The sequence below is a fragment of the Psychrobacter sp. Sarcosine-02u-2 genome (assembly GCF_002836335.1).
Lineage (GTDB): Bacteria > Pseudomonadota > Gammaproteobacteria > Pseudomonadales > Moraxellaceae > Psychrobacter > Psychrobacter faecalis.
Genome location: NZ_PJBX01000124.1, coordinates 15,800 through 27,797, shown reverse-complemented (window position 1 = coordinate 27,797; position 11,998 = coordinate 15,800). Strand labels below are relative to the sequence as shown.

The window sequence follows — 11,998 nt, the reverse complement described above, 5'->3', positions numbered from 1 at the left end:
TCACTGAGCGTTCACTGAAAAGCATTGGTTTTGGCAACCGCCGTCGGTATGATAAGGCATTGATTGTTAAAGACGATTTTAACGATCATTCATATAACCACTAAATAAGAAACCTTTATGCCAACATCGAAAACACATAAAACCTTTGCCCCTGCCCCTTTTAAACCGCCGTTTTGGCTAAGCAATCCACATCTACAAAGCATTTTACCCAAGTTTTTTGCCCCAAAAACGCCGACTTATCGCCGCGTGGTCGAAAAAGACTCTTTGGATGAAAGTGATATTGCTTATGACTTTTATGATGCTCATCCTATAGACGCCCAGTATATAAACTCAGCAGAAAATGGCGAACTTGAGCAAACGCCATTAATCGTGCTATTTCACGGTATGGAAGGCAGTAGCGACAGTCATTATGCGCGCGCGTTGGCATATCAGATGCATGCGCAAGGATGGCACTTTGTCGTCGCGCATTTTCGTAGCTGCGGCGGTATTCCTGCGAGCGGTCGCGTCTTTTATAACGCCGGTGACACCGGCGAGCTGCATCATATGCTTGAGAACTTGCGCAAAAACTTTGCCCATATCTATGCGGTAGGCGTGTCCTTAGGCGGTAATGCACTGGCAAAATATATGGGCGAATATGGCGACAAAGCGCTCTGTGACGGTGCGGCGGTGATTTCAGCGCCTGTCGATATGTCGTCTGCGGCGCTTAGTATGCACAGCTTTTTGAGTCACCGTATTTATACCCCGTATCTGCTGAATCCCATTATCAAAAAAGCCTTGGCGAATGACATTACCAAAGATGAGATTGACTCCATCAAAGCGGTCAATCGTATCAGTGACTTTGATGATATCTTTACTGCCCCGCGCCACGGCTACCGCTCTAACAACCATTATTATCACGCCTCATCGGCGCTGCCTTATTTGATAAAAGTGACTAAACCTTTATTATTAATCAGCGCTAAAGACGACCCTTTCCTTGGGTTTACCGCCACGCCAAACGATGTCTCCGATACTGTCACGCTTTTAGAAACTGAGCATGGCGGACACGTGGGCTTTATTCGTTATAACGTCGATAAAGACAAATCCACGCATCTTTATAAACAATCCAGATTTGATATCAATTGGTTGCCTGAAACGGTCAGCGCTTATTTTGAGTCTATTGGCGTAGCGTCTAACCATTTATAATGAGATTTGCCACTCTGCCAAACTTTACTTTTTTTACTTAACCTTTAACTCTTTGAGACTGCGCCATGTATCCATTTATTCGTTATGCCAGTACCATCGCTCGCGCCGCACTACAAGTAAAAAAGGGCAATACCTTAACGTTTAAAGATACCAGCGAGATTAGCTTTCGCTGTCGTCTGAGTGACATTGATAATTTCTTGGAGATGAATAATGGTCGCGTGCTGACGCTTTATGATATGGGGCGTACCGATTTTGCGGTACGGAGCGGACTTGGAACACAGCTCTTAAAACAGCGTTGGGGTTTAGTGGTCGCTGGTAGTACCATCCAATATCGCAAACGCATTCGCGCCTTCGATAAAGTCACCATGAAAACACGCATAGTCGGCTTCGATGAGCGCTGGATCTATATCGAGCAGTCGATGTGGGTCAAAGGCAAGCCTTGCTCCTCTGCCCTACTACGCACCGGCGTCACCGAAGGCGGCAAAGTAATCGAAACCTCGTGTGTCTTAGCGGCGCTAAATCAAGCAGATTGGGAGCTACCGCCGAGCGGCTATGTGGCAGAATGGATTATCAGTGATGCCGACCGTCCGTGGCCGCCGCAAGCTTAAGGCCAATAGCTCAACGGTTTTCGTAAGTCATAAGCACCACCTCTTAACCAAGTAACCTTATAAGTACTGTATAGCTACTATTTGCTAACAATACATTATATAAATAAGTATATTAAATGTTAGGATGGTAGTGAGGTTTTTTACTCAACTGAATAATGTTTAAATAAGAAACAGTCTACTAAGGAAAACAATATGGTTAATAATACGGAATATGTCGGCACGCTATTTGATAATAGTGACTCAAACCCAAGCAAAATCACTTTAGCTTTTACCATGGCAGGAATTGCCCTGAAGAAAGGGCACTCTGCTTCCGTGATTTTGATGGTAGATGCGGTGCATTTGGCATTACCAAACGCCTTGGATGACGTCAATATTGGCGCGCCATTTGAGCCAGCGGGCGAATTGCTCGAAGCCTTTATTGAAAAAGGTGGTCAAGTATTGGTCTGCGGCGCTTGTATGAAACATAATGGCGTTGAAGAATCAGCCATTGATAATCGCTTTACGGTCATCAGTGGTGATGACGTGGTTGAATTGCTGATGAATGCGAAAGGGTCGTTGCAATTGAATTAAGCGTTTAAGCTAAACAATAAGTTTAAGTAAATGGGTTTGTTTCCTAGTCGTCATTTTGATGGTTTGGAAGCTGACCTATTTTTTATTTGATTATTAATTACTAACCTTAGAAAAATATCGCTTTTATAGTGAAAATCTACTGCTTTTATCGCATAACGAAATAAACATTCTCTAACACGCACGCCGTTCAGCTTTGCTAAAGTAAGTCATGCAAATTTTCTCATAACATAACAAGGACGCCCGTCATGACCTTACTAAATACCTTTGATTTAACCTACCCTATCGTACAAGCACCGATGGCAGGAGCAACCACGCCTGAGCTGGCAGCGACAGTAAGTAATTTTGGTGGACTGGGGTCATTGGGAGGCGGAACGACGGCGCCAACGGTTTTAAATGAGCATATTAATACCCTTAAATCACTGACTGATCGCCCTTTTATGATCAATCTAATGGTGTTATCCGAGCACGATTCTACTACCTTGGATAACGAGATTCCTGCTTGGTTAGACGAGTATTATGAAAAAAACAACATAGATATGGCGTTACCTAAACGCCCTGCGCTCAATTTCTCTGAGCAACTTCAAGTCCTTTATGACAATCCCGTGCCTGTCGCTAGCTTTACTTTTGGTATTACCAGCGCCGAGCAGGTGCAGGGTTTAAAGGATTTGGGTACACGCGTCATTGGTACTGCCAATCATCCGTTGGAAGCGAAAGCATGGGCAGATATTGGCGTCGATGCGGTCTGTATTCAGGGCTCGGAAGCGGGCGGCCATCGCGGTGGTTGGCTGCCACAAAGCGCGAGCGATCCATTGGGTTTACTGACACTGATTAGTCAAACGCGTGCTTGCACCGATATTCCTTTGATTGCAGCGGGCGGTATTATGACGGGGCAAGCGATTAAAGCGGTGCAAACCGCCGGCGCTGAACTGGCGCAAATAGGCACGGCGTTTTTGACCACCGATACATGCGCTATTAATGATACGTATAAACAAGCGCTACTCGATGCCAGTCTGGGTAAGCGCAGTAGCGAAACACGTTTGACGCGACTGTTTTCAGGTAAGCAAGCACGCGGATTGTTAAATGACTATTTGCGCGATTTTGGTCAATTTGAGAGCGCGCATGAGTTACCGCCCTACCCACAATTAAATGCCATGACCAAAAACTTGCGTGCTCATGCAAAAAACAACCTCGATGCCGAACATCAATCTTTATGGGCAGGACAAGGGGTGGCGTTGGTCAGAGAAGAAAGTACGCTTGAATTGCTCGAGCGACTAGTAAAAGATTTATAACTTAAACGACTTTTTTAAAACCTTATAGACAATAAAAGAAACACCAGAGCATCTGATGTTTCTTTTTTATTTTAAAATAAATACTTTTAACCAATTCCTAACGCTGTGCGTCTACTATACTTCTAAACGCTTTGTAATCGTCTGCCGTTTGTTCCACCGCCTCGATCATTGGTACATGACCAATCTCTGGCATCATAATCACCTGCGCTTGCGGAATGATTTTTTTTATGAGATTGACCGTTTCAGGTTTAATAATCTGATCTTTATTACCCCAAACGACGAGCGTCGGAATGTTATATTGGGCAATGATTTTGGCGCGCTCTTCGACATTATCGGTGACGATTTGCTTGAGGATTTTGGCGTCCAGCTCTTTATTTTTGATACGCTCTTGCGCGAACACCGCTTTGACCGATTTTGGCAAATATGGCGGCTTATACATGACAAAATCATACATTTTGTAGAAGTCTTCATTGCTCTTAATCAACAGCGGATTGTTCTCTAATGTCGCGCCTTCTAATGATTTAGGAATGCCAGCTGACCAAAAACCTGCGCTATCGACGAGCCATAAACTTTTGACCTCTTTAGGATACTTTGCTGCATAAGCTACACTGATAGCGCCGCCCATCGAGTTGCCGCCGACATGAATATTGGACGCTAAGCCTTTGGCTTGCAGCAACTCATGTAAGCGCGTCGCTTGCGCCTCCGAGCGATAATCAGCGCTCATCGGTTTGCTCGACTCACCAAAACCAAGCAAATCAGGAATGATGAGATGATAGCCTTCTAACTGACGCGCGATACGGGTAAAGTTGTCTTTATTACCACCAAAGCCATGAATGAGTAATAACGGCTCACCAGCGACATTGCCATTTTCGGCATAGACCATCTTATCGCCAGAGGCCAATGTCAGCGCTTTGATTTCTAAATCAGACTTATTACGCTCATACTGGATAATCTTTTGGGTGGTATTGACCGCTAATTGGTTGGGCGCGGTGGTACAACCGACCATAGAAAGACTAAAAAGCGCGGCAAGAGCTAGGCGTTTTAAGAGCATCGAAACATCCTTGTTATAGTTATTAGAGAAAAAAGTTAAAGGCGGTTAAATCGCAATCTTAGCATAAGACTATTAAAGGCTAGTTTATTTAGTCAATAATTTATCGATGTAATCGGTAGCCTTGTCGTATCTATCATCATAGTTGCCGCTGATAATGTGATAGCGCACCCCAAACTCATTTAATAAAGATTTTAGAAATTGATTGTTTTTATCGCGAACTTGCACTTCACCAAAAGACCTCAAGCCGTCACCGACCCACTCAATATCTGTTTCCAAAAACAACCACAAGTCATAATCTTGTAGTTCGGCGATTTCATCAAGTATACTTTGTCTTATGCCCAGATAAGCCATCGAAAAAAACTGGGTCGTAATTGCTTCTGTATCCACGAAATACACCTTGTTTGCCGTTTTTCTAGCTTGCCTCTCATGATATTTATGTTCATAAGCAATCTGGGGAAAATCTTCAAGCAAGACAATTTCAGCGTTTATTTCCTCATAAAACTTGCGCCCTGCTTCTTCGACATAGCAAGTGTCGTAACGATGGGCTAAATTTTTTGCTAATGTAGTTTTTCCCGTACTTTCTGTACCAACGATAACGACACTTTTGGCAAAACAAGGCTTTACCGCGTCGGGCAACATATCCCAATACTCAATCGCGCCGTCACGACGTAGCTGGCTTGCGGATATAGGATAAAGCTTACGGTCGGCGTCGATGACAATATGCCTTGTTTTAGGATATAAGTCATCGAAGTAATCACTATAACTTGGTTCAGAACTAAAAATAAAATCAATGGGCTTGCGTATTAATGCTTTAATCCTATCAGCGCAGCTTTGCCAGTCAGGCTCAGCGTTAGCATGAGCTTGGGAATAAGCATTAGTACCAACATCGATATAAGTATCAGCATTTTTCTTAATATTGGTTTCTTCTATTGCATAGACGTGCACATTATCCAGCTCTTTAGTAATTTCATGCCACCAACGCAGTCTTTGCTCCACCGCTATCGGGGCGATTTTACTTTTATGAAAATAAACCTCACGCTCAAACATCACGTTATAAGTCACTATGAGGTAAAGCTTATCGACCATAGCTGCCGCTTTGCGCATCGCATGCACATGCCCTTTATGTACTATTAAGAACTTGCCACCAAACATACCTATCGTTTCTTTTTTCATATTGTCATTGTTTACTCTCGATTAGTTTTAGTACTACTACTGCCTATTACTACATTATATAAAAAAACGTTACCAGTCTAACCAAGATAGCACAGACAAGGTCATCTATAATGAGGGTTTTTATGTCATAAAATATAGCCAATTTGGATGGCGCAAAAGGATAAACATTGAGTAAGACAACTACCTCCACTGCTAAAAGCCGTGACCTCACCCAAGGGTCAATTGCCAAAACCATGCTGCTATTTGCCTTGCCAACCCTTGGCTCATCAGCCTTGCAGTCGTTGAACGGCTCGATTAATGCCGTCTGGGTAGGTCGGTTTTTAGGGGAAGAAGCGCTGGCGGCGACGGCAAACGGCAACATCTTGATGTTTATTCTCATCTCCTTCGTTTTCGGTTTTGGTATGGCGGCGACTATTTTGATTGGTCAAGCTATGGGGCGCCGTAACGACACCATGGTGAAAAGAACCATGGGCACGGCGCTGGGTAGTATTATTCCGATCAGTATATTGGTGTCGGCAATCGGCTGGCTATTTGCTCCACTGCTGCTTAACCTGCTCGGTACGCCAGCAAGTGCGGTAGAGCTTGCGCTGACCTATCTGCGGATGATTTTTGTAGCGATGCCTGTCACTTTAACTTTTACGCTAATCATGATGGCGCTGCGCGGAACGGGCGACTCTACCACGCCGCTTTGGTTTATCATTATTTCGGTCGTTATCGACCTGATTTTGACGCCGGTGCTGATTTTGGGTATCGGCCCCTTTCCTGAATGGGGTATCTTTGGCTCGGCTTTTGCAACCGCTGTCGCTAACGCGCTGGCGCTGATTGGCATGATTGTCACTATGTATTTGCGTGGTTCTGTGCTGACACTTAAGCTTCCCGAGCTGCATTTTTTACGCGCAGACAAAGAGATTTTGAATTCGATGTTTTCAAAGGGTCTGCCGATGGGGCTGCAGATGATTGTTATCTCATCAGCGGCGCTCACGATGCTGTCGCTGATCAATCGTGAAGGGGTGCAGACCACGGCCGCTTATAGCGCAACGCAGCAGCTTTGGACCTATGTGCAGATGCCGGCAATGGCGCTCAGTGCAGCGGCCAGTGCCATGGTCGCACAAAATATCGGTGCCAATCAATGGAACCGTGTTGCGGGCATCACGCGCTGGGGGCTTATCTTTAACGTGATATTGACGGGCGCTATGATTGGGGTATTAAGCATTTTTGATGAGACTATTTTGGAGCTATTCCTCGGTAGTAACAGCGCCGCCGTGCCGATTGGGCGCCATATTCAGTTGATGGCGACATGGGGCTTTATCTTTTTTGGCATCGCGCAAGTTTTCTTTGGTACCATGCGTGCCAACGGTTATGTGGTTTGGCCGCTGATCGTCATGGTGATTTCGATGTATCCTGTGCGCCTTGGCTTTGCGTTCGGGCTTTATCCATTCCTTGGAGCCGATGCGCTTTGGCTATCGTTTCCAGCAGGCATGGTAGCAACGGCGTTGATGGGCGCAGGATTATATCTATACGGCGGCTGGCGCAAAGGTAAAAATATGCCAGCCGAAGAAGCAGCGCAAAGGTCGGAGGAGTTTCGCGCCCAAACCGGCACCAGTGCCTCGTTTCGCGATATTTTACCGACCACGGTATGGAAACTCTCACCTTTACGCCGTATTACAAGGCTGCGTCGTCGACTACAAAAACGCCTGCAAAAACACCGTATGAGAAGAAAACATAAACGTTCCTCGCGCGGTTTATAGGTAGTCAATGCAATGGGTTTAAGTTCAACCGTTTTAAAATTAACTATTTTAAAATCACTAACCTTAAAATCAAGAACTTAATAAAAAATCCACCGCTGCTGCTGCATGAATTGCAGTGGTATCAAATATAGGGATTGGGCTGTCTACTTGCTGAATCAGCAGTCCAATTTCGGTACAACCCAAAATCACACCTTCTGCGCCTTTATCCGCTAAGTCTTCAATCACTTGCTGATAATACTGGCGTGAGCTATCAACTAGCTGACCTTGACACAGCTCCTCATAAATAATGCGATGTACCTCTGCTCGTGCGCCTGTCTCTGGTATCAACACTTGCAAACCCGCATCTATCAAACGCTGCTTATAAAAATTCTCTGTCATGGTGAACTGTGTGCCAAGTAGCGCAACTTTGGTTAGCCCTTGCTGCTTAATCGCCGCAGCGGTGACATCAGCAATATGAATAATCGGCAGATTGGTAGCGGCTTGGACGTCATCGACGACTTTATGCATGGTATTAGTCGCGATAAGCAAACCTTGCGCGCCAGCCGCTTGCAGACGTTTGCCGCTATTGGCCAATACTTTGCCCATTTCATCCCATGCGCCTTGTGCTTGCAGCGCCTCAATCGGTGCAAAGTCCACGCTATGAATCAGTAAATCTGCTGAATGTAAATTGCCAAGTCTAGCTTTGATACCCTCATTTATGAGTCGATAATAGCTTTCGGTACTTTCCCAACTCATGCCGCCGATGATGCCAAGCGTCCTTTGTTTACATGAATTTTTGGATAAATATTTTTCTACGTTCTGCGCTAAATTACTTGGATTGGCAGACATTTTTATCCTCATAGAGTTGTTTTGGACAGTGCTAAGTTTACTTCATCAGCATGAATGGCGACAAATTATTAAAACTGAATGATAACAATATAATAAGGCGAACTTGATGATTGATAATAACCATTTTACCTCGCCGTCATCACGCGTTATCATAGTCGCCGCTAAGCATGAGCAATGCTTTATCTCATCTTCTCTCATCGCAAAATATCACGTTTACAGCAGCAGTGAAACGTGGCTCTCATCAAGCAGGACAACAGAATATTATGGCAAACTTCCCGACCGTCAGAATACGCACGCGGCGCAAATACTATCGGCTGATTTTCACCTTTTTGATGGCGCTGATGATGTCGACGATTATCTCGACGGCCCTGCTACTGATCAATGTAGGATTTGTCGAAGGCTTTTTTATCACGCTGTTTAATTCGTGGAAATATGCCTTTATGGTCGCTTGGCCGAGCGCCTATATTTGCGCCTATTTAATCCAAGAGCACCTGCTAAGTAGGATTGAGTTTTATTGATGCTTTTATAAAATTTAGTAATTTATAAACTTTAGTACATTATGCCAGCGTAAAAACAGCTAAGATAGCCTAAAACTGTTTTTTAATCAGAGGCGACTATGAGCCACGCACGGCGTACTATCGAGCAGTTACTGCAGCAAGATATCCTCCCTCTTAAAAATGCCGAGGCAGCAGCAACGCATCTAGAAGTCTATCCGAGTAAACGCACGTGGCTCGACTTTTTTGATAAGGCGCTGCTAATTGTTGGCGCGGTAGCACTGGTCTTATCCCTAGTGTTTTTTATCGCTTATAACTGGCAAAACTTGGGCAAAATAGGCAAATTCGCCTTAGTTGAAGGGGCGCTGGCAATCACCATTGCGCTTTATGTGTCACTGTCTTTTAGGCAGCTTAGACAACGGTTTCAACTGATTCGGCAGTTGTTATTGCTGGTCGCTAGTATTATTACCGGTAGCTTATTGGCGCTATTTGGGCAGGTCTATCAAACGGGCGCTGATACGTGGCAGCTTTTCTTTGCTTGGGCAATACTGATTATCCCTTGGGTCGTTATCGCCCGTTTCCCTGCGTTATGGCTGCTGTGGTTAGGGCTAATCAATGCCTGTTTGGCACTCTATTTAGATGTCGCAAATCTACAATTTATCAACCATCACCTGCAAAACATCTCTCAAGTAGCCGTCCTCGCGCTATTTAATTTTATTGCCTTTTATAGTTGGCTGATTGGTTTCGATAATAAAGCCCCCTTCTCTACTTCCCATCTGTTTCATCGTATTAACGCTAAAAAATCCACTGCTCAAATAAACAGCTCACCAACCAAATCCAGCTTGCACTGGAGCACTTATGTCATCGGTTCATTAAGTACGTTTTTTATGACGTATCTGGCGATTGTCACGGTCTTTGATAATGGCAATATCTGGGCAACGCTTATCGCTACCCTCTTATGGTTGGGTTGGTGCGGCTTTATGCTTTGGCAGTTTTATCAGCGCCGTCCTGATTTACTGATGCTGACTTATTTTTCATTTTCTATCATTACTGTAGTGATGTTTTGGGTCGGCAAATGGCTATTAGATGATTTTGACGCGGGTGGATTTTTAGTATTAGCCTTGCTCCTTATCGGCATGAGCTCGGCGGCAGTTGTATGGCTGCGCAAAGTTGCTTATATCAACAATGATGACACTACCTCTTCTATTAGTAAGGGAGACAGTGATGAATGATGAGCTGAATAATGATATCAACCATAACCATAACCAGCAACAGCCCGAGATTTTGCTATTGCAGCAGCAGGGGCTTATCGACGCACAAAACGTCAATGATAAGCTTTTAAATAATGCAGCTGCAGCGCCTAGCCCGTGGTTTATCAGTTTGCTTTTTGGTTTTAGTGGCGTATTTGCCAGTCTATTTTTTATCGGGTTTTTGACCTTAATTTTAGACAACACCGGCTTGCTTGATAGTACGCTAGCGCTATTTATCATTGGCGCGATATTAAGCATTAGTGGTGGATTCTTATTTTATAATGCCCGCTTGCGCCATAGCGCTTTTTGGGATAGTTTAGCCTTTGCGATTACGCTAGCAGGTCAAGGATATATCGCCTATGCTTTACTGGCGAGTGAGATTACAGAGCCACTCAATATAATGCTATTGCTCCTTGTACAACTGTTGATGACTGTTGTAATACCCAATTTTATCTATCGTTTATTGAGCGCCACCTTAGCCTTAAGCTGCCTGTTTTACTTATTAAATTATTATCACTTATCTGAAGCAAGCTTAGGATTATTGGCATTAATCACTAGCGTGACTCATTTACAACGCTATAGGCTAGCTGCTTTTATTCCACACAAATGGCGAATGAACGCTCTAGAAATCATTAATGCTATTGGCTATGCGAGCGCCTATGTTTTGCTCAGTGTTTCCGTCTATTTTATCGCTGCTGAATATGGCAATAGCTTTGATAGTTATGGAGAAGCCTTTAGCTATAACTATTATCTGGCCCAAGGACTATTAACGCTTGCCAGTCTTTATGCCGCTTATCTCATTCTAAAGCGCTATCACATCAAACTATCATCAGCAGCAGGATTGCTCATTAGCGCTGCGATTATCATCCTTGGCGTGGTCTCCATTTATGTCTCAGGCTTATTAGCCACCAGTTTGATTATCATTATCGCCACTGCCAATAGCCAACGCGTGCTGTTAGGACTGGCCATTATTGCCTTGGTCGGTTATATATTTTGGTATTACTATCAGCTCGATACTTCTTTATTGGTCAAATCCGCCTCTATGCTGGTCATCGCTATCGCGCTATTACTGCTGCGTTGGCTGCTTATCAAAGGCTATTTTGCGCATATAAAACCGAGTGCTAACGACAATCAGGAGCGGCTGTCATGAATAATAAAATTTTGACCAAGCGCTTGATTAAGGACACATCGAGTGCGCATTGGCTACAAAAACCGGCAGTTACGATTATTATTGCCCTTCTTGGATTGGCGCTCGTATTGGTGGTGATGACGAGGAATATCGCAAAGTATGAAAACCATCTTACGACTGGCGATACGGTATTATTAGCGCTTGCACCCGTTGATCCGCGCGGCTTTATGCAAGGCGACTATATGACGCTTAGCTATACGCTAGAGCGTGACGTATTTGCCGCCTTAAATAAAGACCCCGGTAGCTATCCTATTAACGAACAAGGCTATGTCATTGTCGCTTTAGACAAACATAACGTCGGACAATTTGTGCGCTTAGCGGCCAATCAGCCTAAAAATCTAGCCTCTAATGAGATGGCGATTTATTACCGTATCCGTAACGGCGTAATGCAGCTTGCGACCAATGCTTTTTTCTTCCAAGAAGGCCATGGCGAAACATTTGAAGCGGCAGAATATGGGCTGTTTCGGGTCAATGATAACGGTGAACCGCTACTAACTAATTTGGTCGACAATAACTTTAAAGTGATTAGTCCAAAGCAGCTAGATACAGAAAAAGCTGCTCGTAGTACCAACTAGAAGTTGCTAAGTTATCGCTGACTACTTTGTTTTACCAAAGT

At 44.3% G+C, this 11,998-nt stretch carries 12 protein-coding genes; 9 read left to right on the top strand and 3 right to left on the bottom strand.

The genetic code is table 11. From position 1 onward, the window contains the following. The first annotated feature begins 117 nt into the window (after window positions 1–117). The 4 genes from CXF58_RS03510 (at window position 118) to CXF58_RS03495 (ending at window position 3,649) form a co-directional block, all read left to right on the top strand. Complete coding sequence (locus tag CXF58_RS03510; protein WP_102076614.1) at window positions 118–1,182, top strand: YheT family hydrolase; 1,065 nt, start codon at window positions 118–120, stop codon at window positions 1,180–1,182. Window positions 1,183–1,247: 65 nt separating this feature from the next. Beyond that, window positions 1,248–1,790, top strand: coding sequence for an acyl-CoA thioesterase (locus CXF58_RS03505; protein WP_102076613.1), 543 nt, complete (start codon window positions 1,248–1,250; stop codon window positions 1,788–1,790). Between the two features lie 192 nt (window positions 1,791–1,982). Continuing rightward, window positions 1,983–2,360: a DsrE family protein gene (locus CXF58_RS03500; protein WP_102076612.1), complete on the top strand. Its 378-nt coding sequence runs from the start codon at window positions 1,983–1,985 to the stop codon at window positions 2,358–2,360. A gap of 245 nt (window positions 2,361–2,605) precedes the next feature. Then, a complete protein-coding gene (locus tag CXF58_RS03495) occupies window positions 2,606–3,649 on the top strand; it encodes an NAD(P)H-dependent flavin oxidoreductase (protein WP_102076611.1) in 1,044 nt (347 codons plus the stop codon). A 97-nt stretch (window positions 3,650–3,746) separates the two neighbouring features. Here CXF58_RS03495 and CXF58_RS03490 read toward each other — a convergent pair whose 3' ends face one another. Next, the gene (locus CXF58_RS03490; RefSeq protein WP_102076610.1) at window positions 3,747–4,700 is read right to left on the bottom strand and encodes an alpha/beta hydrolase; all 954 of its coding nucleotides are present in this window, start codon (window positions 4,698–4,700) and stop codon (window positions 3,747–3,749) included. Between the two features lie 84 nt (window positions 4,701–4,784). Next, window positions 4,785–5,873: a multifunctional transcriptional regulator/nicotinamide-nucleotide adenylyltransferase/ribosylnicotinamide kinase NadR gene (gene nadR, locus CXF58_RS03485; protein ID WP_102076609.1), complete on the bottom strand. Its 1,089-nt coding sequence runs from the start codon at window positions 5,871–5,873 to the stop codon at window positions 4,785–4,787. A gap of 167 nt (window positions 5,874–6,040) precedes the next feature. Between nadR and CXF58_RS03480 the strand changes: the two genes are divergently transcribed. Beyond that, entirely contained in the window at window positions 6,041–7,621 is a 1,581-nt protein-coding gene (locus CXF58_RS03480) for an MATE family efflux transporter (RefSeq protein ID WP_102076608.1), read from the top strand. 69 nt (window positions 7,622–7,690) lie between these two features. Here CXF58_RS03480 and CXF58_RS03475 read toward each other — a convergent pair whose 3' ends face one another. Further along, window positions 7,691–8,449, bottom strand: coding sequence for an aspartate/glutamate racemase family protein (locus tag CXF58_RS03475; protein ID WP_102076607.1), 759 nt, complete (start codon window positions 8,447–8,449; stop codon window positions 7,691–7,693). A gap of 167 nt (window positions 8,450–8,616) precedes the next feature. On the opposite strand from CXF58_RS03475, the gene CXF58_RS03470 reads away from it, so the two are divergent. The 4 genes from CXF58_RS03470 to CXF58_RS03455 all read left to right on the top strand — a co-directional run bounded on the left by CXF58_RS03470 (window position 8,617) and on the right by CXF58_RS03455 (window position 11,957). Then, the gene (locus CXF58_RS03470; RefSeq protein WP_228706529.1) at window positions 8,617–8,967 is read left to right on the top strand and encodes a DUF2798 domain-containing protein; all 351 of its coding nucleotides are present in this window, start codon (window positions 8,617–8,619) and stop codon (window positions 8,965–8,967) included. 98 nt (window positions 8,968–9,065) lie between these two features. Beyond that, on the top strand, window positions 9,066–10,175 hold the full coding sequence (locus tag CXF58_RS03465) for a DUF2157 domain-containing protein (protein WP_102076606.1): 1,110 nt from the start codon (window positions 9,066–9,068) through the stop codon (window positions 10,173–10,175). After that, window positions 10,168–11,343, top strand: a complete 1,176-nt coding sequence (locus tag CXF58_RS03460; RefSeq protein ID WP_180952521.1) for a DUF4401 domain-containing protein — start codon at window positions 10,168–10,170, stop codon at window positions 11,341–11,343. The genes CXF58_RS03465 and CXF58_RS03460 overlap by 8 nt, the downstream gene beginning before the upstream one ends. After that, the gene (locus CXF58_RS03455; RefSeq protein ID WP_102076604.1) at window positions 11,340–11,957 is read left to right on the top strand and encodes a GDYXXLXY domain-containing protein; all 618 of its coding nucleotides are present in this window, start codon (window positions 11,340–11,342) and stop codon (window positions 11,955–11,957) included. The genes CXF58_RS03460 and CXF58_RS03455 overlap by 4 nt, the downstream gene beginning before the upstream one ends. The last annotated feature ends 41 nt before the right edge of the window (window positions 11,958–11,998 follow it).